Raw genomic sequence first — 24711 nt, 5'->3', positions numbered from 1 at the left:
CAACGGGCGGAACGGGCGGAACGGATGGACGGAGAAGCGCGGTGTTCGACGGCATCCGGCGGTGGCAGCGGCGGCAGTGGCGGGAGCGCAGCAAGGCGGAACGGGTCGAGCTGCACAGCGTGATCATGCTGTGCGCGGCGGAGTGGGTGTTCTCGCTCACCTGGATGGCGCCCCCGGTCGTCGCCGGGGTGCGTCACCGGCCGCTGCCCCTCGTCCTCGCGGGGCTGCTGATCGTCGTCGGTGTGCTCCAGTGCGCGGCCGCCAACCGGCTCGCCCAGCCCGCCTTCGACCACTTCCTGGGCCGCAGCCGGCTGTCCGGACGCGCGCTGAGCACCTCCTTCGGACTGTTGGTCGCGGCGCTCGTCCTGCCGTTCGCGCTGATCGCCGCCGACGGGCTCGACCCCTGGGCGGCCCGGCTCGCGGTCGGCGCCGCCCTGCTGATGTTCGGCCTCGTCTACGCGCTGATCGTGTCCGTCCCCGTGTTCCTGCGCCGGTCCGCCGTGGTGGGGCTGCTCGTCATGGCGGCGGACGCCCTCACCGTCCAGGAACCCGCCGACGTCCTGATGATCGCGGTGCTGGTCGCCTTCACCATCGGCTTCGCGCTGCTGGCCGCGCGTTGCAGCGCCTGGACGCTGTCCGTGCTGTGGGAGGCCGAACGCGCCCGCGAGGTCGAGGCGCGGCTGGCCGTCGCCGAGGAGCGGCTGCGCTTCGGACGGGACCTGCACGACGTGCTGGGCCGCAATCTCGCGGTGATCGCGCTGAAGGCCGAGCTGGCCGTGCAGTGGGGGCGGCGCGGACGGCCCGACGCGGTGGAGCAGATGATCGAGGTGCAGCGGCTGGCGCAGGAGTCCCAGCGGGAGGTGCGTGCCGTGGTCCGCGGCTACCGGGAGGCCGACCTCGGGGCGGAACTCGCCGGTGCCCAGGGGGTGCTGGCCGCCGCGGGCATCGACTGCGCCGTCACCGGCTCGGCCACCCGGCTGCCCGCCGCGGTGCAGTCCGCGCTCGGCTGGGTGGTCCGCGAGGCCGCCACCAATGTGCTGCGGCACGGCGACGCGCGGCAGTGCGCCATCTCCCTGCGGGTGCGCGACGGGCGGGCCGAGCTGACGGTCGAGAACGACGGCGTGCCCGAGACGCCGCCCGGCGGCCGGCCGGGCTCCGGCCTCGCGGGGCTGCGCGAACGTCTCTCGGAGCTCGACGGCCTGCTGCACGCGGGGCCCGCGGGCCCCGGCCACTTCCGGCTGACCGCCGAGGTGCCGCTCCCGGCCGAGGCGGGCCGGACACGGTCCGGACCGGAACCGGAGTCGGAGTCGGTGGAGGGTGCCATGGCGGAGGAGACACGGTCGGTGCGTGAGGCCGGTGGGATCGGCAGATGACGACGCACCGCGAGGCCGGGCCCGTACGGCTGCTGCTGGCCGACGACGAACACCTCATCCGGGGCGCGCTCGCCGCGCTGCTCTCGCTGGAGGACGACCTGCTGGTGGTCGCGGAGGCGGCGAGCGGCCCCGAGGCACTGGCCATGGCACGGGCGCACGCACCCGATGTCGCCGTGCTGGATCTCCAGATGCCGGGCGCCGACGGTGTGAAGGTCGCCACATCGCTGCGCACGGAACTGCCCGGCTGCCGGGTGCTGATCGTGACCGGCCACGGCCGCCCGGGGCATCTGAAGCGGGCGCTGGCCGCAGGTGTGCGCGGCTTCGTGCCCAAGACGGTCAGCGCCCAGCGGCTCGCCGAGATCATCCGTACCGTCCACGGCGGAAACCGCTACATCGACCCGGAGTTGGCCGCCGACGCGATCTCCGCCGGTGACTCCCCGCTGACCGCGCGGGAGGCGGAGGTGCTGGAACTGGCGGCGGACGGCGCCCCCGTCACGGAGATCGCCGAGCGGGCCGCGCTCTCCCCCGGCACCGTCCGCAACTACCTGTCGTCGGCCGTGACCAAGCTGGGCGCGGAGAACCGGCATGCCGCGGTGCGGCTCGCCCGCGAGCGAGGTTGGGTATAGTTGCTCTCGCGCCACGGCGCACTGCGGACGTAGCTCAGTTGGTAGAGCGCAACCTTGCCAAGGTTGAGGTCGCGAGTTCGAGCCTCGTCGTCCGCTCCAGCAAGAAGCCCCCCGGTCTCGGCCGGGGGGCTTCTTCGTGCGCTAGGACCAGCTCGTACCGGTCAGCCGCTCGTACGCCTCCACGTACTTGCCCCGGGTCGCCTCCACCACCGCAGCGGGCAGCGGCGGCGGGGGCTGCTCACCGGTGCGGTCCCAGCCGGACTCCGCGGAGGTCAGCCAGTCCCGCACGAACTGCTTGTCGTACGACGGCTGCGCGCGCCCCGGCTGCCACTGGTCGGCGGGCCAGAAGCGGGAGGAGTCCGGTGTCAGCACCTCGTCCGCGAGGACCAGCGTCTCCCCCTCGAAGCCGAACTCGAACTTGGTGTCGGCGAGGAGGATCCCCCGCCTCCGGGCGATGTCCCGGGCCCGGCCGTAGACGGCGAGGGTCGTCTGGCGCAGCTGGGCGGCCGTCTCGGCGCCGACCTGGCGGGCCACCTCCTCGTAGGAGACGTTCTCGTCGTGCTCGCCGACCTCGGCCTTGGTGGCCGGGGTGAAGATCGGGGCGGGCAGCTCGGAGCCGTCGACGAGGCCCTCGGGGAGGGCGAGGCCGCACACCGTGCGGGAGGCGTTGTACTCGGCCAGGCCCGAGCCGGTGAGGTAGCCGCGGGCCACGCACTCCACCGGGACCATCCGCAGCGACTTGCAGACGAGCGTGCGCCCGGCCCAGTCGGCGGGGGCGCCCTCGGGGACGTCGGTGCTGATGACGTGGTGGGGGACGAGGTCGGCGAGCCGGTCGAACCACCACAGGGAGAGCCGCGTGAGAATGCGCCCCTTGTCGGGGATCTCGGTGGGCAGCACCCAGTCGTAGGCGGACATGCGGTCGCTGGCGACCATCACGAGGTCGCCCGCCTCGTTCTGGTACAGGTCGCGCACCTTGCCGGTGTGCAGATGCACCAGACCCGGAACCTGGATCGGCTCGGGCTTTTCGACGAATCCGGACACGGTTCCTCCCCGTGGTTCTGTCCAATGGCTCGATTCTCCCGTATCGGACACGGGCCGCGGACAGCGGGTGGAGCGCGGGTCAGTCGCGTTTGCAGATGCGGTCCAGAAGGTTGGCCGTGGCCCGCTGCACGCGCGCGTCGACATGGCCGGGGCGGTCCAGCGCGGGTGACCAGGCGAACGTCCCGGACGCGAAGACCAGGGCACCGGACGGCGCCCGGTACAGGGACGTCTCCTGGTGGCGCGGGACGCCCTCGCCGTCGGTGTACGGGGAGTGCGCGAGGAGGATGCGGCGCTGGTGGTCGGGGAGCGGGGTGCGCGGGAAGTAGCGGTCGGCCTCGCCCGCGACCAGGCCCTCGATCGCGTCGCCCTCCCGGGCGCCGGTCGCCTCCCACAGCCAGTGGCCGGCGTTGCGCACGATCAGCGGGTGCGGATCGGGGACACCGCCCGCGTACTGGATGCCGATCAGCTGCTGCTCGGGCCGGTCGATCTCCCGCCACAGCACCGGGCGGCCGGGGCCCTTGCGCTTGCGGCAGGTCAGCAGGCGGTCGGGGACCCCGGCCGGGGAGGGGCCCAGTTCGACCTGCCAGTACATGGTGTTGGCGGACAGGAAGACCAGGGACGTGCCGTGCTCGCGGGCGCGTTCGGCGGTGCGGCGCATCGGGACGGACCAGTACTCGTCGTGGCCGGGGAAGACCAGGCCGCGGTAGCGGGTGGGGTCGACCCGGCCCGCGTGCAGGTCGCGGGCGTCGGCGTAGGCGAGGTCGTAGCCGTAGCGCTCGGCCCAGCGGATGAAGTCGTAGGCGTGGCCCACGTGCATCGGCAGGCCCGCGCCCGCGTACGGCCGGTCGAAGGAGACCGTGGTGGCGGCGTCGGCCTCGCCGAGCAGCCGGCCGTCCTCGTCCCAGGCGTGGTAGAGGCTGGCGCCGGTGCGGCCGTCCTCCGGGTAGAGGTTGTAGGCCTGCCAGGTGACGTCGGGCAGCAGCAGGAGCAGATCGGCGGGGTGGCTGTCGCGGACGGTGAAGGGGATGTGGGAGCGGTAGCCGTCGGCGGTGGTCAGTACCGCGACGTACGCGCCGATGCTCCAGTACGAGGGGATCTGCAACCGCCACGACAGCCACCAGTGGTGGCAGGACACGGTGCGGTCGGCGGTGAGCGGCGGCGGCTGGACGATGCCGGACAGCCGCGGGCTGGTGGTGATCTTGGCCGCCCCGTCGCCGCCGTAGTGGCCGATGCGGTAGACGTCGACGCCGAATTCCTGGGGCGGGTCCACGGTGACGTGGAAGTCGATCGCCTCGCCGGGCGTGACGGCGCCCGTGGAGGCGAAGCCCTTGATCTGACGGTGCACGTCGTCGGCCGAACGGGGGCCGACCTCGGCGGGCCGGGGCGCCGGGACGCGGGACGCGGTGCCGCCCGGCCCGTCGCCGGGGGCGGACGGCGCGGCCGGGTCGACGTACCAGGGCACGACATGGCCGCTGTCGTCGAAGTACGTCTCGCTGCCCCGCAGCCAGGGCACGGGACCCTGGCCGAACGGATCGGTGACGGCGTGCGCGAGTGCTCCCGACTCCCAGCGGCGGACACGGTCCGGTCCCATGGCTGTTCCCCTCCCTCGTCCCTCGTGCTCTGTCGTGACCGGCGGGGCGGTGCGGTGCGGATGCGTTTCTGCGCTTCCGTCCGGCCGGTGTGTCCGTGCGCCCTGGTGGGTGTGCGGTGCGTCCTGATGTGGGTGTGCGGTGGGTGTGTGCGGTGCGGGTGCGTCCTGCTGCCGGGTGCCGTGGTCCGGGTCCGTGTCCGGACGGCTGGGGTGGCCGGTGGCCGGGTGGTGTGCCGACCGGTCCGGCGCGCCGTGCGTCCTGGTACGGGCGGGCAGCGCGGGACGGCGCCCGTCTGTCGTATGTCGTGTGCGATTGCCACGTGCGCGGTCGGTCCCAGCACATCACATGACGCACGCATGCTGTCACTACTCGTTGCGAATTGACCGAAAGTGGAAGTCGGGGGTCCGGTAGGCCGCCCTCCGGATCCGCGTCCGCCGGGTTCAGGCCAGCCGCACCGGCTTTTCCGGCCGTATGCCCGCGTCGATCAGCCAGGTCCGCAACGGGCCCGGATCGCCGTCCTCGACCAGGGCGAGGACCTTGGGGCCGAGGTCGGCGGCTCTCTCGCCGTCGATCAGCAGGGAGGGGCCGTCGAGCCAGTCGAGGCCGGGGGCGGCCCCGGCGGTGTCCATCGCGGCGCAGCACACCATCGCGGTGACGTGGTCGGCGAGGAGCTCCCGGCCGGTGCGCGGCGGCTGGAGCGGGAGGAGGGGGAGCGCGCCCTCGTCCCAGGGAGGTGCGGCGGGGGTCTGTCCACCGCTCTCCGCCGACGTCGGGGCGGCGGGCGCGGCGGCCTCCTCCCGGGCCAGCTCCGCGCTGAGTCCGGCGGCGAGCGCGGCGCCGCGCTCGGTGCCCGGGTCGGACTCGTCGTCGTCCGGCCCGTACGACTCGTCCGGCCCGTACGACTCGTCCAGACCGTATGCCTCGTCCGGGCCGTACGGCTCATGCGGCTCGTCCGCCCCGGCCGGTCGTCCGGCCGCCGGGGCGGCCTGGGCCTTCTCGACGGATCCGGCGGGCCCGGGGGCTCCGGCGGGCCCGGCAAGTCCAGCGGGTCCGGCAGGTCCGGTGGGCTCAGCCGGTCGGGGCGCTTCGGCCGTTCGGGTGGGTTCAGCCGTGCCGGGGGGCTCGGCCGGTCCGTGCGGCGGGGACGCGAGGAGGTGGTCGGCGGAGAGATGCCGCAGGACCCGTTCCAGCGTCGCGCCGTGCGGGTCGCCGGCCGGGGAGCCGGGGGCGCGGCGGACGCCCAGCGCGTCCAGTACGCGGTGCAGGCGGGCGGCGTCGGTGCGCCACTTGCGGTCGACGACCTCCTCCGGGTAGTCCGCCCAGTCCACCGGGGCCCAGTCCGGACCGGTCCCGGCCGGACCGCCGTGGAAGAGCCGCGCCGCCAGCAGCGAGGTCGCCTCGTCCACCGTGCCGGGCTCCTCCAGCAGGTCGCAGGCGGGCCGCTCGCCCAGCCGCGAGGCGAACCCCTCGGCCAGGCGGTCGCGCCGGGACAGCTCCGTGAGGGCCGCGACGACGCCCGCGTCCAGCCGGGACGGCCAGCGGCCCATCCGCCAGGCGGGCAGCGCCACCCGGGTCAGCAGCCGGTCCCAGCCCGCGTACGCAAGGCCCACCTGCTCCTGGGCGACGATCCGCAGCCCGTAGTCCACAGCCTGTGCACGGTCGGCCGCCGCCGCGGCCACGCCCCGTTCCATCAGGGCCGCGTCCTCCCGGCAGCCGCGGAGCATCAGCCGGGCCACCCAGCCGACGGCCGCGCACACCGCGTGGGACAGCGGACACCGCCCGGAAGTCGAGGCGGCGGCCACCGCCGCGTCCAGCCCGCGGACGAACCGGCGGGCGGCGGCTATGTCGGGGTGCGCCGAGGGGCCCGTACCGGCCACGACCGGGGCGAGGACGGCCCGCAGCTCGCCGACGCGCATCCACCACAGGAACGGGGAGCCGATGACCAGCACCGGCGCGGCCGCCGCCCGGCGGGAGCGGCCCGCCGGCAGGGCGCCGGGTCCGTCCGGCTCGTCCCGGTCGGCGCCCGCGGGGGGTCCGTGGGCCGGATGCGTACGGTCCTCCAGCCAACTGTCGCAGTCCGGGGTCAGCGCTATGGCGGACGGGGCCGGGACGTCGAGCCGGTCGGCGAGGTCGCGCACCAGACGGTACAGGTCCGGGGCGGACTCCTCCGGGACCGGGACCGTGGGGCTCATCGCGGGGCGGGCGCGGGCGACGACCGCCCCGATGCCGACGGCGGCCAGCAGGACGACGACCGCCACGGCGCCGACCACCCACCGGGCGAGGTCCCAGCCGTGGCCCACGAGATGGCCGGTGGAACCGCCGACGAGCAGGACCACGGCGACGGCGGCGGGCAGCAGGGCGACGGCCAGCGCGCGTCCGCGGACACGCAGCACGGCCAGGGCCCGGGAGCGCGCCGACTGCGCACTGCCTTCCACACCGGTTCCGGTCACGACCGGACGTCACCCCCTCCCGACTGTCCTGAACTGCCCTGTGGTGCTCACTCCCCCACTGTGGCACCCGCCACTGACATCGCAATGCCGGTGGGCCAAGTGCCGGAACGCTTGCGCCGCACCCTAGTTGGGGGTCCGGCCCACGTCAGCCGGATGGGCCATTGCTCACTCGATGGAATGGCTTTGGTCAGAGGTGGATGACACAGAGCAAAGATCAGGCCCCGGATTCTGTCCGGGGCCTGATCATCGGAAAAGGGTGCCTGAGGCCCTTGGCTAGGCGCCCGCCGCCTTGGCGGCGATGTCGGTGCGGTGCTGGGAGCCGTCGAGGCGGATGCGGCCGACCGCCGTGTACGCGCGTTCGCGCGCCTCGGCGAGGTCCTTGCCGACAGCCGTGACGGACAGGACGCGGCCGCCCGCGCTCAGGACGGCGCCGTCCTCCTGCCGGGTGCCTGCGTGCAGGACGTAGGCGTGCGGGGCATCCTCGGCGGCCACCTCGTCGAGACCCGTGATCGGGTCGCCGGTGCGCGGGGTGCCGGGGTAGTTGTGCGAGGCGACGACCACGGTCACGGCCGCCTCGTCGCTCCAGCGCAGCGGCTCCAGGTCGCCGAGGGTCCCGGTGGCCGCGGCCAGCAGGACGCCCGCCAGCGGGGTCCGCAGGCGGGCCAGGACGACCTGGGTCTCCGGGTCGCCGAACCGGGCGTTGAACTCGATCACCCGGATCCCGCGACCGGTGATCGCGAGGCCCGCGTAGAGCAGCCCGGAGAACGGGGTGCCCCGGCGGCGCAGCTCGTCGACGGTGGGCTGGAGGACGGTCCGCAGCACCTCGTCCACCAGGGTGGGTTCGGCCCAGGGCAGCGGCGAGTACGCGCCCATGCCGCCCGTGTTCGGGCCCGCGTCGCCGTCCAGGGCGCGCTTGAAGTCCTGGGCGGGCTGGAGCGGGAGCACCGTCACACCGTCGGTGACGGCGAAGAGGGAGACCTCGGGGCCGTCGAGGAACTCCTCGACGACCACGCGGTCACAGGCGGCGGCGTGGGACCTGGCCGCCTCGATGTCGTCGGTGACGACGACACCCTTTCCGGCGGCGAGCCCGTCGTCCTTGACGACATAGGGAGCGCCGAAGGCGCCCAGCGCCGCGTCGGTCTCCTCGGCCGTGGCACAGACGTAGGACCGGGCCGTGGGGACGCCGGCCCCGGCCATCACGTCCTTGGCGAACGCCTTGGAGCCCTCCAGCCGCGCGGCCTGACCGGACGGCCCGAAGACCGGGACGCCCGCCTCGCGCACGGCGTCGGCGACCCCGGCGACCAGCGGCGCCTCGGGCCCGACGACCACCAGATCGGCACCGAGCCGGGTGGCCAGCGCTGCGACGGCCGCGCCGTCGAGGGCGTCGACCTGGTGCAGCTCGGCGACCTCGGCGATACCGGCGTTGCCGGGCGCGCAGTGCAGCGCGGTGACGTCGGGGTCGAGGGACAGGGAACGGCACAGGGCGTGCTCACGAGCACCGCCGCCGATGACGAGGACCTTCACGGGGTCAGCCTAACGGCAGAGCGCGGCACCCCCTTGTGCGGGTTGCCGAGGGGGCGGAGGCCAGGTGCTCGTACGTTCCTCCGAAGCCGGCGAAGCCGGTAGGACCCGGTGGGGCCCCGCCGCCCGCTACTCCTGCTCCGTTACTCCGTCGGGTACTCGTCGACGACGGTCGCGCCCAGCTCCCGCACGATCAGGTCGTGGCCGGACAGGGCCGACTCGTCGAGGTCCGGGTCGTCGTCCTCGGGAATGTCGTCCTCGGGGGCCACGGGCGCGGGCTCGGGGGCGGCGGGCCGGGCCGGGCGGGCCGACTGGGGCGCAGCCGGGGAGCCGCCGGGGCCCGGGGCCGCCGTACGCGCCGGGGCCGGGCGGTCCGCGGCCGGGGCGGACCCGGGAGCCGCGGATCCGGCCGGGGAGCCCGCCGTACGCTGCGGGGCCGCGCCGCCGCCGGGGAAGGCACCGCCGCCTCCGCCGAACCCGCCGCCGCCGTAGCCGCCGACGGGCTGCGGGACGGGGGCGCCGCCGCCCGACGGGTCGACGACCGCCTCGACCTTCCACTGGACGTTGAACTGCTCGGCCAGTGCCTGCCGCAGCACGTCCTCGCTGCCGCTGCCGGCGAAGTTGTCGCGGGCGCCCGCGTTGACGAAGCCGAGCTGGAGGGTGGTGCCGTCGAAGCCGGTGACCTGCGCGTTCTGGCTGAGCAGGATCCAGGTGAAGCGGCGGCGGTTCTTCACCGCCTCCAGGATGTTGGGCCACAACTGGCGCGGGTCGAGCCCGCCGCCCGCCGGGGCGGACGCGGCGGCGGCCGGAGCCTGGGGCGCGGGGGCGGCGGAGGCCGCCTGCGGGGTGTGCGCGGGGGCCGGGGCCGCGCCGGGCCGGGCCGCGGGCTGGCCGCCACCGGGTGCCGCGGCCGTGGGCCAGCCGCCGGGCCGCCGGGCACCGGATCCGGCACCGGCACCGGCGCCGGATCCCGCACCCGCTCCGGCGGGCGCCGCCGTGGGCCAGGCGCCGGGCGCGGCCGCGGGAGCCGACGCGGGCGCGGCCTCCGGGGACGGCGCGACGGCCGGGGCCGGGGACTGCTGCGGTGAGGCGGCGGGAGCCTGCGGCGCCTCGTGCGCGGGCGCTCCCTGGGGCTGAGGGCGGTCGGCGGCGGGCGCGGCGGACCCCTGGCCGTACTCCCCGGCGCCCGCGGGCACGGCCGCTCCGCCCGGCGCGGCAGGAGCGGCGAGGGGAGAACCGTCCGCCCCTCCGGCGCCACCGGGCGCTCCCTGGGACCCCGGCACACCGGGCGACGTCCCCTGGGGCCCCGGTGTCCGCACCGCCGCGCGGGCCGCCGCCGCACCGCCGCCGGGCGGCACCGGGACACCGGCCGCGGCGGCTCCGCCGTGGGCCTCGGGTCCGGGCACGTACCCCATCGCGGGGGCTCCGGCGCCGGTGCTGAAGTGCACGCCGCGCTCGATGCGGTCGAGGCGGGCCATCACGGACCGCTCGTCGCCGTACGCGGCGGGCAGCAGCACGCGCGCGCAGATCAGTTCGAGCTGGAGGCGGGGCGAGGTGGCGCCGCGCATCTCCGTCAGTCCCTCGTTGACCAGGTCGGCGGCGCGGCTCAGCTCGGCGGCGCCGAAGGAGCGGGCCTGGGCCTGCATGCGCTCGATCACGTCGGCGGGCGCGTCGATGAGGCCCTTCTCGGCCGCGTCGGGCACGGCGGCCAGGATCACCAGGTCCCGCAGCCGCTCCAGCAGGTCGGCGACAAAGCGCCGCGGGTCGTTGCCGCCCTCGATGATGCGGTCGACGACCTCGAAGGCACCGGAGCCGTCCCCGGACGAGAACGCCTCGACCACCGAGTCGAGCAGTGAACCGTCCGTGTACCCGAGGAGCGAGGTGGCCATGGCGTACGTCACACCGGCCTCGCCCGCACCGGCGAGCAACTGGTCCATGACGGACATCGAGTCACGCACGGATCCGGCACCGGCCCGCACGACCAGCGGAAGCACCCCGTCCTCGACCGGGATGGCCTCCTTCCCGCACACCTCGCCCAGGTAGTCCCGCAGGGTGCCGGGCGGCACCAGCCGGAAGGGGTAGTGGTGGGTCCGCGAACGGATCGTCCCGATGACCTTCTCGGGCTCCGTGGTGGCGAAGATGAACTTCAGATGCTCCGGCGGCTCCTCCACCACCTTGAGCAGGGCGTTGAAACCGGCCGACGTGACCATGTGGGCCTCGTCGATGATGTAGATCTTGTACCGGCTGCGCGCGGGCCCGAAGAACGCCTTCTCGCGCAGGTCACGGGCGTCGTCCACACCGCCGTGCGACGCGGCGTCGATCTCGATGACGTCGATGGAGCCGGGCCCGTTGCGCGCCAGGTCACGGCAGGAGTCGCACTCGCCGCAGGGCGTGGGCGTCGGGCCGTTCTCGCAGTTCAGGCAGCGGGCGAGGATGCGTGCGCTGGTCGTCTTGCCGCAGCCGCGCGGACCACTGAACAGATACGCGTGATTGACCCGGTTGTTCCGCAGCGCCTGCTGCAGCGGGTCGGTGACATGCTCCTGTCCGATGACCTCGGCGAAGGACTCCGGTCGGTAGCGGCGGTACAGCGCGAGAGACGACACGCATACGAGGTTATAGGCGCCCACCGACAACCGGCGTGGCCCGCGGATCCACCCGCCCACGCAAGGGCCCCCCACGCACCCGCCAGAGCCGACCTACCCTTGCTGCCTTCCGGCCCTGGGGGAGTTCAGTCAGATAGCGCCGCGTGAGGGGCTGCCGAAAGACTACCCGATCCCGGGGGCCGAGAACGAGTTCGCGAGCACTCCTCCGCGTCATGTAATGTTCCCAGCGGAGGATTCGCCTAGAGGCCTAGGGCGCACGCTTGGAAAGCGTGTTGGGGGCAACCCCTCACGAGTTCGAATCTCGTATCCTCCGCCAGTGCCTCACCGGGCACGATGTCGAAGGGCCCCCTGGAAACAGGGGGCCCTTCGGCGTTGGTGGTCTCGGTTGCGGCCATCCCTCTGCCGCTTTATCCGCTCTCCGCTCTCCGCTCTCCGCTCTCCACTCTTCGACAAGGATCACGAATGACGCAGAGCACACCCGGCCCGGTCGGTCGCTTTCACTCGGGGCGTGTGGTCGAGGGGCGCCCGCAGGCTCTGGACGCCTGGCGTGTCACGACCGGCGACGCGGAGGTGGCCGCCCGCGTCGCCGGTCTGCTGGGCGGTCGGCCTCAGCCGAACGAAGGGGGAGAAGGACTCACCCACGAAGTGCTGACGAAGACGGAGACGGTACGCGTACTCCTGGAGGGACCCGACGCGGTGGCGTCCCACATGGTGCTCTGGGGCAGCAAGGGGATTGTCCACCGATGCGACCGGCCTGGAGTTCCTGTCGCCGAAGGAGAAGAAAGGCCAGCCGTGCGGCTGCCCTCCGCTGCTTGCGGACAGGAGGCTGGCGGCCAGGGAAGGGCGCGGCCCGTCGCCGTCCATCAGCCTCACCTTCCGGATCGCCGCGGAACCCGCGCTCGGCGAGTTCCGCTTCATGAGCGGCTTGTGGCAGTTGGCCGTGCAGCTCGCCGACCTGGCGGACGCGCTGGAGCGGGTCGACGGCCCGGCCGTCTGCGACCTCACCCTGGAGCTCGTCGTCTGCACGACCAAGGCGGGGAGGAGTGTCTGCTACCGAAAGCCGGTGGTCACCGTGCTCGGCAGCCCCGGTGCCGTTGCACCCCAGTCCCCGCCCCCGGCTGCCGAGCCCGCGCCTGCCCCCGCGCCCTCTCCGCTCCGCCGCAGGGCCAGGCCGGCCCCCGAGTCCACGGCCCCCGAACCCACCGTCCCGCCCTCGCCCGAGCCGAGCCGCACGGTCAGCGTGGACGCCGCTCTGCTCCGCCGGGCCGCCGAGGTGCTCGGCACCGACGGCCACGAGGAGACCGTCACCGCCGCCCTGTCCGAGATCGTGGCGGGACGGCGGCGGACCGCGGAACTCGTCCGGCTGCGCGAGCAGGTCGGGCGGATCGCCGCCATCGCGGGGCAGGCACTCCAGGGCCGGGATCCGTCACTCACCTGATCGGTTCCGGCCGTCCCTGACGGGCGATGAGGCTCTCCGGCGCAGCCGGGTCACGGGCGGGGTCAGTTCGTGCCGATGTCGACCTGCGAGGTGGGGAAGCAGCTCGGGGCGGGCCGGGTCAGCATGTAGGCCATGCTGCCCACGGACTTGTGCAGGGCGCTCCCCGGGGCTTCGTCGACGATCAGCAGGGTGTCGCCGTGCGGGATCGCACCGGGGTCGAGGAGCGCGACGCGGCCGTTCTCCGGGTCAAGGGACATCGCCGCGCCGAGGTGGCCGGTGTCGACCGGGGTGACCTTGGAGTCACAGGTGGCCGAGGGGGTCAGGACGACGGCGGGCAGGCCCGCCCGCCGCAGCGCCGCCTGGAGCCCGGAGAGCTTCGTACCGACGATCTTGAGCGCGACGACCTTGTCGGGGCGGACCGTCACCGAGTAGTCGACGTTGGCGAAGGCGGGCGCGGAGCCGCCGCCCGTGGTCGGCGGAGCGACCGACGTCGCCTGCGGCGCGGCCGGACCGCTGCCCGCCTGGGTGCCCAGGACGACGGCGGTGACGGCGGCGGCCAGCCCGACCGAGGTGACCGCGATACGGCGGGTGTGGCGCGGCCGGACCGGGGCCGGGGAGGGGACGGGCAGGGCTGTGGCGCGGGCCGCCAGTTCGTCGCCGAGCCGCTGCTGGAAGTTGACGGGGACGTTCACGAGGCGGCCTCCAGGAGGGCGTTCAGGGACGGGTTGGACGGCGGGGTGGCGTTGCGCAGGGCCTTGCGGGCCCGGTGCAGGCGCATCCGGGCGGTGGCGGTGCCGATGCCCAGGGCCTGGGCGGCCTCCCGGGTGGTCAGGCCGTCGACGGCCACCAGGTCCAGCACGGCGCGCAGCGGTTCGGACAGCGCGGCGTGGTGCCCGGCCAGCTGCCGGGCGGCGCGGTCCGCGTCGATGCGCGACTCGATCGCGGCGGCGTCCTGCTCGTCCAGCAGCCGGTGGCCGGCGATCCTGGAGACGGCGCGCCGCTCCCGGGCGCTGCCGCGGAAGTGCGCGGCCAGGACGTTGCGGGCGATGCCGTACAGCCAGGCGAGGGGTGTGCCCCGCCGGGCGTCGTAGCCGTCCGCCCGTTCCAGCGCGGTCAGGAAGATGTCGGCGGTCAGGTCGGCGGCCAGATGCACGCTGTCGGTACGCCGGGTGACGAAGCCGAGGACCGCGTCGAAGTTCTGCCGGTAGAACTCGGCGAACCCGGAGGGGTCTCGAACAGGCGGGGATACAGGTGGGGACATCGGGTGCTCCGTGGGCACGGACGCTCCTTGCGACGGGCGGGTCACTGCCTTACACCCCTACTTGGCTCCGGCGCCGCAAAGCGTCACATGGCCCCCGCCGGTGTGCGGCCGGGCCGAGCGTCCGCCGGGGTCAGTGGACGCGGTAGACGCGGCCCGTCTGGGCACCTTCGACGGAGCGTACGTAGGCCGTGGCCACGCGGGACACGGGGACGGCTTCCATGCCGGGGAAGAAGGGACCGTAGGCGGGGAGGGACTCCTCGACGACGGTGGGGCTCACGGCGTTGACGCGCTGGGGGGCGAGTTCGATCGCGGCGGCGCGGACGAAGGCGTCGACGGCGCCGTTCACCGCCGAGGCCGCCGCCCCGGAGGCGATCGGCTCCTCGGAGAGGATGCCGCTGACCAGCGTGAAGGAACCGGTCGGCGCGATGTGGCGCGTGCCCTGGCGGACCAGTTCGATCTGGCTGAGCGCCTTGCCGCGGAAGGTCGCCGCGAAGTCCTCGGCGGTCAGGTCGGCCAGCGGCCCGAAGACCGCGTCGCCCGCCGCGACCGCCACCGCGTCCAGCCGGCCGGTACTCGCGTAGAGCCGGGCCACCGCCGCGGGGTCGGTGACGTCCGCCTTCACGTCGCCGCCCGAGCGGCCCACACCGATCACCTCGTGCCCGCGCTCCGCGAGTGCCCGGCGCACCGCGCCGCCCAGCGTGCCACCCGCGCCGACCAGCAGAATCCTCACGACAAGCCACCGTCCTTCGTGCCAGAGAGATAGAAGAGAAGAGAGGTAGGGGGATAGGGAGATGGAGATGGGGAGATAGGGGAGATAGAGATAGGGGGAGGTAGAGAGAGTGAGCGAGAGGAGCAGCCCGGGATGTCCGGGCCTCTTCGACGCTAGAGACTCCGGGTCCGGTCGCGGAAATGCCGTCTGGGCAGGGACTATGCTCCGCAGGCATGAACGATGACGTGGAGCTGCGCCATCTGCGGGCCCTGGACGCGGTGGCCGCGGCCGGCACCGTCACGGCCGCTGCGGCCCGGCTGCACATGACGCAGCCCGCGCTGTCCCGGACGATCGCCCAGCTGGAGGCGCGGGTCGGCGTCCGGCTGGTGGACCGTTCCTCGCGGCGTCTGGCGCTGACCTCGGCCGGGACGACGCTGCTCGGGCACGGGCGGGCGATCCTCGCGCACCTGGACTCCGCGCTCGCCGACACCCGGGCCGTCTCGCGGCCGCTGCGCCTCGGGTACACCTGCGCGGTGCTCGGGCAGCAGACCGTGCCGCTGCTGCGCTCCTGGCGGCGGGCCCATCCGCATGTGCCGCTCGACGTGGTCCGGCAGGACAACAGCACCGCGGGCCTGGCCACCGGCGACACCGATGTGGCGGTGCTGCGCACCGTTCCCGCCGATCCGCGCATCCGCACCGAGGCCCTCTACCGGGAGGACCGGGTCGCCGCGCTCCCCGACGACCATCCCCTCGCGGGCCGGGAGCGGGTGCGGCTGGCCGAGCTGACCGCGGACCCGGGCCTCCCGCTGGCCCTGTGGCCCGACGCCGGCACCGCCTCGCCGGAACTGTGGCCGCCGGAGCGGCGTCCGGCGGCCACGGTCGAGGTGGGCAACGTGGACGAGTGGCTGAACCTGATCGCCACCGGCGCCGCGTTCGGGCTCGGCGCGGCGGGCACGGCCGAGAGCCACGGCCATCCGGGGGTGCGCTTCGTCCCGGTCTCCGACGCGCCCGCCGCCACGGTCTATCTGGCCCGCCCCGCCCATCCGACCCACCCGCGCACGGAGGAGTTCCTGGCGGCGGTGCGGGACGTGGTGAGCGCCTGAGCACGGCAGGCCCCGGGAAGGGGTGACTGCCGGGACGCCCGGGTCCTCAGGAGGGGGAAACCGCCGCCGCCGGGGTGGTGCGGGCGGCGGGTGCCGGCTCGGTCTCGGCGGTGTCCGGCCGGGGGACGCGGTGCACGCGGTGGCGCGGCGCCGTGCGGCGGGGCGGGCGGGTCAGCGTGATCTGGCGTACGAGCTGCTGGAAGCAGGCCAGGGACGCCAGGCCCGGCAGGGCCGCCGCCGACATGTCGATGACCGTCCTGGGCGCCTGGATCACGCACAGGAGCATCGCGATGGACGAGAAGAGCAGCACCACGCACCAGGAGTGCACGGCCCGGCGGCGGTGCAGCGCGGCGCGCAGGACGGACAGGGACGCCACGAACCAGGGCCCGTAGACCAGCAGCGGCCACCAGGAGGCGATGCCGCCGTGCATCCGGGTCACGGCGACGATCCGCAGCGGGTCGTAGGCGACCATGCCGCCGAAGAAGCTCACCGCCGAGGCGGTCACCGCAGCGAGGGCCGCGATGACATGGCTGGCGGCGCGGACGCCGCTCGGCCGCCTGCGCTGGCGCACCTTCCGGTGGCCGCGCGCGGCGTCCCGCAGGGGCGGCAGTTCCGCCGTGATCTCCTGGAGATTCTCCAGCGGGGTGTTCCGGACGGTCCCGGAGGCTTTTTCCGTGCTTTCCGTACCGGACGCACTCGCCGCGCCCGCCGCACTCGCCATGTTTTCCGGATGGTCCGGGATCCCCGTACCGGCCGGAATTCCGTTGCCCGCCGGGGCCCTGGCCGTTTCCGGTACTCCCGCCGTTTCCGGTACTCCCGCGCTTTCCGGGGCTCCCGGGAATCCCGGGCTTTCCGTTCGTACGGCGTCTCCGGCGTCCTCCGTCGCCGCCGGAGCTCCGTTCGACCGGGTGCCGCCCCGCATCCACTCGCCCCACTCGCCCTCCACGGGAGTGTGCGGCGGCGTCTGGTGCTCCATCGCGTCCTGGAGCATGAAAGCCAGTTCCTCGGCCGGGTCCCATGCCGAGTCCGGGGGCACCAGAGGGCCGAGGGGGCCGGAGAAGAACGCGGAGGGGGCCCGATGGCGACCGGTGCCGGTACGAGGGCGGGGTTCCGCAAAACCGTCCGACTCCGCGTAGGGATAATCAGCGGAATAGCCCGAGCGCCCGCCCATACGTTCGTCATACATGCGGCGGCCCGGCTATTCGGATCGCGAGAAGACGGTCCGGCTCTCCGAGCCGACCCAGCGGCGGGCGAGATCGGCTTCGAGCGCGCTCATCGCGTCCAGGAACTCCCTCAGCAGCGACTCGGTCGCCTTGGGCGCGACCGGGGCGACCGGCGGACCGCTCCTGTTCCTCCTGGCCAGAGTGGTGTGAGCGTCGGCCGTCAACTGCACGGGAGGGGCGGGCAGACGGGGGTCGGGACCCGACGTCACCGCGTGTGTGGCACTCGCGTCCTGACGCTCGCGGCCCACGAGCAGACCCAAGTACCCTTCCCTGGATGCCTTCGTCATATCCCACCTAACGCCACCCGACTTCCCCGGATGCGCGGCAAACGGGTGAAGGAATTCCCTGATTAGACCTATATGTGCGATCGGATGGTTCATCCGCTCACCCGACGAGATGGGCGTCGGGTGACGGCCCCTCGACGGCCGGGTCGCCCTCGGGCGTCCGGGTATTCTTCTTCAGTACGGCGACCATGAGCCTGCGGCGGCGCAATTCGTCGCTGTCGACCCGCCACATTCTGCACTGGTAGGGCGGTACGAGAATGGACCCGGCGGTGCAGAGGGAAGCACACGCGATCAGCGTCCAGAGAGTGGCGTTCCACATGATTTTTCTCCGTGGGCCAGGTGGCGCGACACCGGCATAACGCACCTGGAATATGCGAAGTTACGGAACACGAATAAAAAGGACCGGCCACTCGAATTGATCACCGCCGGTGCGGGCGGCCGTGCGGCGGGCGATCATCGGGACATGAACGTCACCCTGCACCTCGCCCAGGACCCGGACGCCGACGCCCTCCTCGGGCGCAGTCCGCTCGCCGCGCTGATCGGGATGCTGCTGGACCAGCAGATTCCGATGGAGTGGGCGTTCAAGGGACCGGAGACCATCGCCCGGCGGATGGGCACCGACGATCTGGACGCGCACGAGATCGTGGCGTTCGATCCGGAGACCTTCGGCCGGCTGCTGTCGGACAAGCCGGCCGTGCACCGCTACCCCGGCTCGATGGCCAAGCGGATCCAGCAGCTGTGCCAGTACCTCGTCGAGCACTACGACGGTGATCCCGAGACCCTCTGGCGGGACGTGGACAGCGGGCCCGAGCTGCTGCGCCGCCTGGAGGCGCTGCCCGGCTTCGGCAAGCAGAAGGCGCAGATCTTCCTGGCGCTGCTCGGCAAGCAGCTCGGCGTCCGCCCCGAGGGGTGGCGGGAGGCCGCGGGTCCGTACGGCGAGGCGGAGTCCTTCCGGTCCGTCGCCGACATCACCGGACCCGAGTCACTGGCCAAGGTGCGGGCGCACAAGCAGGAGATCAAGGCAGCCGCCAAGGCCGCGAAGACCACCGGGAAGGAGAAGGAGCGCCAGGAGGACGAGGGCGAGGACGAGAAGGAGAAGGAGACGAAGCCGACCGGGAAGTGACCGGCTCGACCGACCGGCGCGGACCACGGACGGCGGTGCGGGCCACGGTCGTGCGGACCGCGGCGGCGCGGACCGCGGCGGCGCGGACCGCGGCGGCGCGGACCGCGGCAGTGCGGGCCGCCGTCACCCGAACGGCTCACAGCGGTGGCGGCCCGCCCGTGGCCGGTCCCAGCATGGACCATGACCGAGCCACCGACCGTCGGCCCCGGCGGGCCGGGAGACGACGACCGCCGCGTCCACGCGATGCGCGACCCCCGTACGACCACGGGGGCGCCCCATGCGTCAGGGCACCCGGAAGGGCCCTACGAGCCCCCGCTGGAAGGGCCGCTCCACTTCCTGTCCCGGGCCGCCTGGCAGGCGGTCCTGGTGACCGGCGTGGCCGCCCTCGTCCTGGGCATCCTCGTCCTGCTCTGGCCGGGCGCCTCGCTCCTGGCCGCCGGGGTCCTCTTCGGCGTCTACCTCGTGGTCAGCGGGGTGCTCCAGCTGGTCTCCGCCTTCGGCACCCACAAGTCGACGGCCCTGCGCGTGCTGGCCTTCGCCAGCGGCGCGCTGTCGATCCTGCTGGGCCTGTTCTGCTTCCGCGGCGCCATGCAGTCGATCCTGCTGCTGGCCCTGTGGATCGGCATCGGCTGGCTGATCCGCGGGATCACGCAGACGATCGCCGCGATCCACGACCGCACGGCACCGGCCCGCGGCTGGCAGATCTTCCTCGGCGTCCTCACCTTCATCGCCGGGATCGTCCTGATCGACTCCCCGCTGGAGTCGGTCGCGGTGCTCACCCTGATCGGCGGCTGGTGGCTGATCGTGGTCGGCGTGATGGAGATCGTCACCGCCTTCCGCATCCGCGGGCACGCGCAGCAGGTGCCCCGCACCGTCTGAGCGGTGTCGGGCGGACGGACCGAGCGTCGAGGACATCGGCGCCCGGTCCGCCGTCGACTGTGCGGGTCGCGGTTCCGGCGCCGGCGTACGGGCCCCGATGCTGCGGTTCAGCGATTCAGCGGTTCAGCGCCTTCTGCGGGCCGTGCCGAAGAGGGAGCGGGTGATCTCCCGGCCGAGCTGGGTGCCCACCGACCGGGCCAGGGACCGGAAGACGCCACTGCCCACGACCTGCTCGATGACCGAGGGCTCCTCCCCGGCGCCCCGGCCCCGGCCGCCGCCGCGCGGGCGCTCCGGTTCCCGCCCCGGGGACGGAGCCGGCTGCGCTGCCCCCGTCTCCGCCGCCTGAGCGGCCCGAGCGGCCTGAGCCGCCGTCAGCTTCTCGTACGCCGATTCCCGGTCCACAGCCTGTGCATAACGTGCGTGGAGCGGGGATTCCCGTACCGCACGGTCCAGGTCCGGGCCGGCGACCGGGCCCATCAGGGACTCGGGCGCCCGCAGCCGGATGGCCGCCACCGGGGTCGGCGCGCCGCTCTCGCCGAGCACCGTCACCACCGCCTCCCCGATGCCGAGCCCGGTCAGGACCTCCTCCAGGTCGTACGCCGAGTCCGGGAAGGTCCGCACCGTCGCCCGCAGGGCCTTCTGGTCGTCGGGGGTGAAGGCGCGCAGCGCGTGCTGGACGCGGTTGCCGAGCTGGCCGAGGACGTCGGCGGGCACGTCCTTGGGGGTCTGGGTCACGAAGAAGACGCCGACGCCCTTGGAGCGGATGAGCCGCACGGTCTGCGTGACCGACTCCAGGAACGCCTTGGAGGCGCCGTTGAACAGCAGGTGCGCCTCGTCGAAGAAGAACACCAGCTCGGGCTTGTCCACATCGCCGACCTCCGGCAGATCGTGGAAGAGGTCGGCGAGCAGCCACATCAGGAACGTCGAGAAGAGCCGCGGCCGGTCCTGCACGGCGGGGAGTTCGAGGACGGAGACGATGCCCCGCCCGTCGTCGGCCCTGCGCAGGAACTCGCTGGTGTCGAACTCCGGTTCGCCGAAGAAGTCCGCCATGCCCTGCGCCTCGAAGGCGGTGAGGGAGCGCAGGATCACTCCCGCCGTGGCGGTCGACAGGCCCCCGATGCCGCGCAGTTCCTGCTTGCCCTCCTCCGAGGTCAGGAAGGCGACGACCGCCCTGAGGTCCTTGAGGTCGATCAGCTCCAGGCCCTTGGTGTCGGCGTAGTGGAAGATCAGGCCGAGCGACTGCTCCTGGGGCTGATTGAGTTCGAACACCTTGGACAGCAGTACCGGGCCGAAACTGGTGACGGTCGCGCGCACCGGTACGCCGTGGCCCATGCCGCCGAGCGCGTACAACTCGGCGGGGAAACCGGCCGGTGCCCAGTCCTGGCCCACCTCGGCGGCCCGCGCGCCGATCCGGTCGCCGGGCACGCCGGGCGCCGAGATGCCGGATAGGTCGCCCTTGACGTCGGCCAGGAAGACCGGCACGCCCTGCGCCGAGAGCTGTTCGGCGACGAGTTGGAGCGTCTTGGTCTTGCCGGTGCCGGTGGCGCCCGCGACCAGGCCGTGGCGGTTGAGCATCGGCAGCGGGACCCGGATCCGGGCACCGGGCAGGCAGCGGCCGTCCCAGAGGAGGGCGCCCAGGTCGAGGGCGGGACCGGCGAAGGCGTATCCGGAGGCGATCCGCCCGGCCTCGGGCGGCATCCGGGTGTCGTCCCCCGGCGGCTTCGGCGCGCCGGGCGCCGTCTCGCTGTCGCTCATCTCAAGCCCCTGTTCAGCCCCGGTTACCGATTCGCCCGGGTTTGCCATGGCATTTCCAGCGTCGCACTGCGCTGCCGAGGCTGCGCCCGGAAGCTCCGGGCCGGTAGGCTTTCCGTGTGATCTTCAAGCGCATCGGAAACGGCCGGCCGTACCCCGACCACGGCCGGGAAAGCACCCGGCAGTGGGCGGACGTCGCGCCGCGCCCGGTCCGCCTCGATCAGCTCGTGACGACCAAGCAGCAGCTCGACCTGGAGACCCTCCTGGCGGAGGACTCGACCTTCTACGGCGACCTCTTCGCGCACGTCGTGAAGTGGCAGGGCGACCTGTATCTGGAGGACGGACTGCACCGCGCGGTGCGGGCGGCGCTCCAGCAGCGCCAGGTCCTGCACGCGCGCGTGCTCGAACTGGGCTGACCCCGGCCCGGCCCCGCACCGGCACCCGGGCCCGGACGGGCCTCCGGCATCGGTTTGGACCTTTCGGGTTCTCCTGGGCGATATCGGATGATCATCTGGTAGGAATCGCCGCCCCGGCGCACTACGCTGCGCCCATGAGCATGCTGACTCCCCCCGGCATGGGCGGGAAGTACCGGATCACCGGGAACAAGTACCCGCGGATGCGCCGGCCCCGGCGACACGGCAGGCTCGTGTCCGCGGTCGCCGCCTCCGTCGTCGTGCTCGGAGTGGCCGGCTGGGGCACGTTGCAGCTCATCGACGTCTTCACGGGCGGCGGCGACAAGGCGGCGGCGGCCGGCGGCGGGACGCACTGCGCGACCGGCACGGCGGCCCGGACGGGCCCCTCCCCCACGACCACGGCCCGCGCGCTGCCCGAACCGGGCGGGATCACGGTCAACGTCCTCAACGCCACCCCGCGCGGCGGACTGGCCAAGCAGACCGCCGACGAGCTGAAGAAGCGCGGCTTCCGCATCGGCAAGGTGGGCAACGCGCCCAAGGAGTACGACAAGAAGGTCAAGGGCGCCGGGATGCTGCTCGGCGCCGCACCGGCCCTCGACGGCTCGCTTCCGGTGCTCGGCACCCAGCTCCCGGGGGCCGAGAGCCGTACCGACACGCGCAAGGGCACCGACGTCGACCTGATCATCGGCGACGCGTTCAAGCAACTGGCGCCGCAGCAGGCCGCCGAGAAGGCGCTGACCGCCCTGGCCGCGCCCCGGCCGACGCCGGGCGCCTCGCAGAAGAGCTGCTGAGGCCGGGAGCCGCCACCGCCGCCTCGCTCGGCCCGGCCGCCTCGCCGGACATCTGAGCCCGGCCGCCCCGGCGGGCGCCCCGTCGTCCTGGCCGAGCCCTCCCGACGTACCGGCGAACCCGCGAACCGGCGAACCCTCCGACCAAGACGACGGCGTCGTCCGGCCGGAGGGGGTGCCTTCGGCCGGAGGGCGGGGCCGGCAGCGGGGTCCTACTCGGCCGCCCCGTACATCCGGTCGCCCGCGTCGCCCAGGCCCGGGATGATGTAGCCCTGCTCGTTCAGGTGTTCGTCGACCGACGCGGTCACGACGGTCACCGGGGTGCCCGCGAGGTCGCGTTCCATGACCGCGACGCCCTCGGGGGCGGCCAGCAGCACCACCGCGGTCACATCGTCGGCGCCCCGCTTGATCAGCTCCTGGATCGCGGCGACCAGCGTGCCGCCGGTGGCGAGCATCGGGTCGAGGACGTACACCTGACGGCCGGAGAGGTCCTCCGGCATCCGGGTGGCGTACGTGGACGCCTGGAGCGTCTCCTCGTTGCGGATCATGCCGAGGAAGCCCACCTCGGCGGTGGGCAGCAGCCGCACCATGCCGTCCAGCATGCCGAGCCCGGCGCGCAGGATCGGCACCACCAGCGGGCGCGGGTGGGAGAGCTTGACGCCGGTGGTCCGCGCGACCGGTGTGGCGATGTCGACCTGCTCGGTCCGCACGTCCCGGGTCGCCTCGTAGGCGAGCAGGGTGACGAGCTCGTCGGCCAGCCGGCGGAAGGTCGCGGAGTCGGTGCGCCTATCGCGCAGCGTGGTGAGCTTGTGGGCGACCAGGGGGTGGTCGACGACGTGGAGACGCATGTGCCAACAGTAACCGGGCGCTCCGCGCGCCCGCCCGCCCGCCACCGTCCTGGCACCGGAGGCGGGCGCACCCGCTCCCTCCGGCACCGTCGTGGCATCAAACCCGCCGTCCGGGGGAAAGTGGGAGGGACGGACTGGGGTGGTGACCGATGGCTGACCGGCAGACCCGCAAGCGACCGTCGCCGGGCGAGCGGCCCGAAGCGGCGGCGGAGCGGCCGAGGGACGCGGCCACGGCGGCGGTACGCCGCAGGAGCGCGCGCCGGGAGCCGGACCCCGCGGACCCGGACGGCACCACACCCACCGGCGGACCGGTCGGCGGACCCACCGGCGGACCGGGCACGGGCCCGATCACCAGCCCTCTCACCGTCAGCCGCGCCACCATGACCACCGGCACCAGGACCGGCACGGGCGCCGGTACCGGCGCGGACACCGACCCGGGCGCCGACACGGAGGCCGAGCGCCGGCGCCGCCGGGCCCAGTTCCTGCGCGACCTCGCCGAGGCCCGCGAGCTGCGCGACCGCGTCCAGCCCCGGCGGGCCAAGGCCGCCCGGCTGCGGCACGCGATGCGGATGCGTACGTTCCGCTGGTAGCGCGCGACCGGCGGGCGCCCGCCCGCCGGTCCGCGGAAGCTCCGGGGAAACTCCGGGGAAGTACGGGCGAAGCCCGGGGGAAGCCCGGGGCGAGAAGGAATCCCGGGCCGACGTTCCGGGGCGGACCTTCGTGACTGCCGGGCAATGCCGCGTACGATCCGCAGGTGGCGGCAACGAGTGCGCTGGTGAGTCCTTTACCGACGAGCCGTAAAAGAGCCGGACACAGGGAGCCGAAGACGTCCCCTGATCGCCTTGTTTCTGCCACGATTCCGAGTGGGTGGGGCTCGGAGCCCAGCTTCTTCCCGCCCACGACCTCCGCCGGGGGGACCCCCGACCGGCACACCTATGACCAGTGGGAGAGTCACGGTGTACTTCGCCGCACTGCTCGCGCGCACCGAAGACGGGTGGGAAGCGAGCGACACGGAGCTCGACGATGTGGAGACGCTCGCCGACCTGGCCGACCTGGCCAGGGATGCCTCGGCCGAGGACGACACCGTGCTCGTCCTCATCGAACAGGAGGACGCCTGGTTCGGCGTCGTCCGGGTGGACGGCGAGGAGGACCCTCGCATCTACGTGTCGGACGCCGCGGCCGCGGCCCGCAGTTCGTACGGCGAGATCCTGCTCACCGACGAACTGCTCGGCCGGGATCCCGGTGACGACGGCCCCGATCTCGACGCCCTGGACCTCGACGGCACGGAGGACGGCGAGCCCTCCTCCGCCGACGACGAGGAAGAGGAGCCCGGTGCCGCCGAGACCATCACGCACAGCCCGCTGGGCGACGCCGAGATCCTCGACGACCTCGGCATCGGCGAGAAGGAGCTGCGCGCCCTGGACGCGGAGGACGCGCTGAGTGCGATCGCCGAGGTCCTGGGCGCCTCGGAGGTGCTGGAGACCGTCCGCTGACCCCGCACCCGCCCCGGCCGGACGGCACACCGCGCCCGTCCGGACCGCACGACCCGGCCGGCGCGCCACGTCCCGGCCACCCCGGACCCACTGACCGATCCGACCCCCCGGACCACCCGGAGCACTTCGGGGCCGCCCCCGGCCCCGTAGCCGCCCCCGGCCCTGACCCCGCCCCGGCCCCCGACCCCGTC

General features: G+C 73.9%; 23 protein-coding genes, 2 tRNA genes and 1 other RNA gene. 12 read left to right on the top strand and 14 right to left on the bottom strand.

Annotation, left to right across the window (positions count from 1 at the left end; all coding sequences use genetic code 11):
* Positions 1 to 41 precede the first annotated feature (41 nt).
* From R4Z62_RS17465 to R4Z62_RS17455, 3 genes are all read left to right on the top strand, one after another.
* Positions 42 to 1373: a sensor histidine kinase gene (locus R4Z62_RS17465; RefSeq protein WP_491520258.1), complete on the top strand. Its 1332-nt coding sequence runs from the start codon at positions 42 to 44 to the stop codon at positions 1371 to 1373.
* The gene (locus tag R4Z62_RS17460; protein ID WP_064533953.1) at positions 1370 to 1999 is read left to right on the top strand and encodes a response regulator transcription factor; all 630 of its coding nucleotides are present in this window, start codon (positions 1370 to 1372) and stop codon (positions 1997 to 1999) included. The genes R4Z62_RS17465 and R4Z62_RS17460 overlap by 4 nt, the downstream gene beginning before the upstream one ends.
* 23 nt (positions 2000 to 2022) lie before the next feature.
* Positions 2023 to 2098: transfer RNA gene (locus R4Z62_RS17455), tRNA-Gly, on the top strand.
* Between the two features lie 42 nt (positions 2099 to 2140).
* On the opposite strand, the gene R4Z62_RS17450 is transcribed toward R4Z62_RS17455, so the two are convergent.
* The 6 genes from R4Z62_RS17450 to ffs all read right to left on the bottom strand — a co-directional run bounded on the left by R4Z62_RS17450 (position 2141) and on the right by ffs (position 11361).
* Complete coding sequence (locus tag R4Z62_RS17450) at positions 2141 to 3040, bottom strand: phosphoribosylaminoimidazolesuccinocarboxamide synthase (RefSeq protein ID WP_491520257.1); 900 nt, start codon at positions 3038 to 3040, stop codon at positions 2141 to 2143.
* A gap of 79 nt (positions 3041 to 3119) precedes the next feature.
* Entirely contained in the window at positions 3120 to 4631 is a 1512-nt protein-coding gene (locus R4Z62_RS17445) for a N,N-dimethylformamidase beta subunit family domain-containing protein (RefSeq protein ID WP_355477716.1), read from the bottom strand.
* 441 nt (positions 4632 to 5072) lie between these two features.
* Positions 5073 to 7082 carry a hypothetical protein gene (locus R4Z62_RS17440; protein WP_491520256.1) on the bottom strand — a complete coding sequence of 670 codons (2010 nt, stop codon included), beginning with the start codon at positions 7080 to 7082 and terminating at the stop codon, positions 5073 to 5075.
* Between the two features lie 273 nt (positions 7083 to 7355).
* Positions 7356 to 8606 (bottom strand): phosphoribosylamine--glycine ligase, encoded by a 1251-nt coding sequence (purD, locus tag R4Z62_RS17435; protein WP_491520255.1) that lies wholly within the window; start codon positions 8604 to 8606, stop codon positions 7356 to 7358.
* A gap of 140 nt (positions 8607 to 8746) precedes the next feature.
* A complete protein-coding gene (locus R4Z62_RS17430; protein WP_491520254.1) occupies positions 8747 to 11206 on the bottom strand; it encodes a DNA polymerase III subunit gamma and tau in 2460 nt (819 codons plus the stop codon).
* 60 nt (positions 11207 to 11266) lie between these two features.
* Positions 11267 to 11361: signal recognition particle sRNA small type (gene ffs / locus R4Z62_RS17425), an RNA gene on the bottom strand.
* 73 nt (positions 11362 to 11434) lie between these two features.
* Between ffs and R4Z62_RS17420 the strand changes: the two genes are divergently transcribed.
* Together R4Z62_RS17420 and R4Z62_RS17415 are read left to right on the top strand one after the other, a co-directional pair.
* Positions 11435 to 11522: transfer RNA gene (locus R4Z62_RS17420), tRNA-Ser, on the top strand.
* A 417-nt stretch (positions 11523 to 11939) separates the two neighbouring features.
* Positions 11940 to 12644: a hypothetical protein gene (locus tag R4Z62_RS17415; protein WP_491520253.1), complete on the top strand. Its 705-nt coding sequence runs from the start codon at positions 11940 to 11942 to the stop codon at positions 12642 to 12644.
* Positions 12645 to 12706: 62 nt separating this feature from the next.
* Here R4Z62_RS17415 and R4Z62_RS17410 read toward each other — a convergent pair whose 3' ends face one another.
* The 3 genes from R4Z62_RS17410 to R4Z62_RS17400 all read right to left on the bottom strand — a co-directional run bounded on the left by R4Z62_RS17410 (position 12707) and on the right by R4Z62_RS17400 (position 14635).
* Positions 12707 to 13336 (bottom strand): hypothetical protein, encoded by a 630-nt coding sequence (locus R4Z62_RS17410; protein ID WP_064533959.1) that lies wholly within the window; start codon positions 13334 to 13336, stop codon positions 12707 to 12709.
* Positions 13333 to 13905 (bottom strand): RNA polymerase sigma factor, encoded by a 573-nt coding sequence (locus R4Z62_RS17405; protein WP_064537512.1) that lies wholly within the window; start codon positions 13903 to 13905, stop codon positions 13333 to 13335. The genes R4Z62_RS17410 and R4Z62_RS17405 overlap by 4 nt, the downstream gene beginning before the upstream one ends.
* Positions 13906 to 14035: 130 nt before the next feature.
* Complete coding sequence (locus tag R4Z62_RS17400; RefSeq protein WP_491520252.1) at positions 14036 to 14635, bottom strand: short chain dehydrogenase; 600 nt, start codon at positions 14633 to 14635, stop codon at positions 14036 to 14038.
* Between the two features lie 212 nt (positions 14636 to 14847).
* Here R4Z62_RS17400 and R4Z62_RS17395 point away from each other — a divergent pair, with 212 nt between their 5' ends.
* Positions 14848 to 15717, top strand: a complete 870-nt coding sequence (locus R4Z62_RS17395) for a LysR family transcriptional regulator (protein ID WP_064533961.1) — start codon at positions 14848 to 14850, stop codon at positions 15715 to 15717.
* 46 nt (positions 15718 to 15763) lie between these two features.
* Here the strand turns inward: R4Z62_RS17395 and R4Z62_RS17390 are convergent, their stop codons facing one another.
* The 3 genes from R4Z62_RS17390 to R4Z62_RS17380 all read right to left on the bottom strand — a co-directional run bounded on the left by R4Z62_RS17390 (position 15764) and on the right by R4Z62_RS17380 (position 17543).
* Positions 15764 to 16639: a DUF2637 domain-containing protein gene (locus R4Z62_RS17390; protein WP_491521888.1), complete on the bottom strand. Its 876-nt coding sequence runs from the start codon at positions 16637 to 16639 to the stop codon at positions 15764 to 15766.
* A 276-nt stretch (positions 16640 to 16915) separates the two neighbouring features.
* Positions 16916 to 17200 carry a hypothetical protein gene (locus R4Z62_RS17385; protein WP_159393099.1) on the bottom strand — a complete coding sequence of 95 codons (285 nt, stop codon included), beginning with the start codon at positions 17198 to 17200 and terminating at the stop codon, positions 16916 to 16918.
* 124 nt (positions 17201 to 17324) lie between these two features.
* Entirely contained in the window at positions 17325 to 17543 is a 219-nt protein-coding gene (locus R4Z62_RS17380; RefSeq protein WP_064533964.1) for a hypothetical protein, read from the bottom strand.
* A gap of 144 nt (positions 17544 to 17687) precedes the next feature.
* Here R4Z62_RS17380 and R4Z62_RS17375 point away from each other — a divergent pair, with 144 nt between their 5' ends.
* Positions 17688 to 18347, top strand: coding sequence for an HhH-GPD-type base excision DNA repair protein (locus tag R4Z62_RS17375; RefSeq protein ID WP_491520251.1), 660 nt, complete (start codon positions 17688 to 17690; stop codon positions 18345 to 18347).
* Positions 18348 to 18527: 180 nt separating this feature from the next.
* Positions 18528 to 19226 carry an HdeD family acid-resistance protein gene (locus R4Z62_RS17370; protein ID WP_389599734.1) on the top strand — a complete coding sequence of 233 codons (699 nt, stop codon included), beginning with the start codon at positions 18528 to 18530 and terminating at the stop codon, positions 19224 to 19226.
* 123 nt (positions 19227 to 19349) lie between these two features.
* On the opposite strand, the gene R4Z62_RS17365 is transcribed toward R4Z62_RS17370, so the two are convergent.
* Positions 19350 to 20981 carry a helicase HerA-like domain-containing protein gene (locus R4Z62_RS17365; RefSeq protein WP_491520250.1) on the bottom strand — a complete coding sequence of 544 codons (1632 nt, stop codon included), beginning with the start codon at positions 20979 to 20981 and terminating at the stop codon, positions 19350 to 19352.
* Between the two features lie 116 nt (positions 20982 to 21097).
* Here R4Z62_RS17365 and R4Z62_RS17360 point away from each other — a divergent pair, with 116 nt between their 5' ends.
* Entirely contained in the window at positions 21098 to 21394 is a 297-nt protein-coding gene (locus R4Z62_RS17360) for a type II toxin-antitoxin system VapB family antitoxin (protein ID WP_003986294.1), read from the top strand.
* Positions 21395 to 21552: 158 nt separating this feature from the next.
* On the top strand, positions 21553 to 22182 hold the full coding sequence (locus R4Z62_RS17355; RefSeq protein ID WP_491521887.1) for a LytR C-terminal domain-containing protein: 630 nt from the start codon (positions 21553 to 21555) through the stop codon (positions 22180 to 22182).
* 209 nt (positions 22183 to 22391) lie between these two features.
* Here R4Z62_RS17355 and upp read toward each other — a convergent pair whose 3' ends face one another.
* Complete coding sequence (upp, locus tag R4Z62_RS17350; RefSeq protein ID WP_018566340.1) at positions 22392 to 23027, bottom strand: uracil phosphoribosyltransferase; 636 nt, start codon at positions 23025 to 23027, stop codon at positions 22392 to 22394.
* 380 nt (positions 23028 to 23407) lie between these two features.
* Between upp and R4Z62_RS17345 the strand changes: the two genes are divergently transcribed.
* Entirely contained in the window at positions 23408 to 23617 is a 210-nt protein-coding gene (locus R4Z62_RS17345; protein ID WP_064537513.1) for a hypothetical protein, read from the top strand.
* 366 nt (positions 23618 to 23983) lie between these two features.
* Complete coding sequence (locus R4Z62_RS17340) at positions 23984 to 24520, top strand: tRNA adenosine deaminase-associated protein (protein ID WP_491520249.1); 537 nt, start codon at positions 23984 to 23986, stop codon at positions 24518 to 24520.
* Positions 24521 to 24711: the final 191 nt, after the last annotated feature.

This window comes from Streptomyces sp. PL-25 (assembly GCF_058344915.1).
This window is presented reverse-complemented; position numbering and strand designations above follow the sequence as displayed.

Coding starts and splice junctions, on each gene's coding strand:
- R4Z62_RS17380 (WP_064533964.1), bottom strand. CDS start 17,543: ATGTGGAACGCCACTCTCTGGACGCTGATCGCGTGTGCTTCCCTCTGC.
- R4Z62_RS17365 (WP_491520250.1), bottom strand. CDS start 20,981: ATGAGCGACAGCGAGACGGCGCCCGGCGCGCCGAAGCCGCCGGGGGAC.
- R4Z62_RS17460 (WP_064533953.1), top strand. CDS start 1,370: ATGACGACGCACCGCGAGGCCGGGCCCGTACGGCTGCTGCTGGCCGAC.
- R4Z62_RS17445 (WP_355477716.1), bottom strand. CDS start 4,631: ATGGGACCGGACCGTGTCCGCCGCTGGGAGTCGGGAGCACTCGCGCAC.
- R4Z62_RS17345 (WP_064537513.1), top strand. CDS start 23,408: ATGACCACCGGCACCAGGACCGGCACGGGCGCCGGTACCGGCGCGGAC.
- R4Z62_RS17355 (WP_491521887.1), top strand. CDS start 21,553: ATGGGCGGGAAGTACCGGATCACCGGGAACAAGTACCCGCGGATGCGC.
- R4Z62_RS17370 (WP_389599734.1), top strand. CDS start 18,528: ATGACCGAGCCACCGACCGTCGGCCCCGGCGGGCCGGGAGACGACGAC.
- R4Z62_RS17405 (WP_064537512.1), bottom strand. CDS start 13,905: ATGTCCCCACCTGTATCCCCGCCTGTTCGAGACCCCTCCGGGTTCGCC.
- R4Z62_RS17390 (WP_491521888.1), bottom strand. CDS start 16,639: ATGCGGGGCGGCACCCGGTCGAACGGAGCTCCGGCGGCGACGGAGGAC.
- upp (WP_018566340.1), bottom strand. CDS start 23,027: ATGCGTCTCCACGTCGTCGACCACCCCCTGGTCGCCCACAAGCTCACC.
- R4Z62_RS17375 (WP_491520251.1), top strand. CDS start 17,688: ATGAACGTCACCCTGCACCTCGCCCAGGACCCGGACGCCGACGCCCTC.
- R4Z62_RS17395 (WP_064533961.1), top strand. CDS start 14,848: ATGAACGATGACGTGGAGCTGCGCCATCTGCGGGCCCTGGACGCGGTG.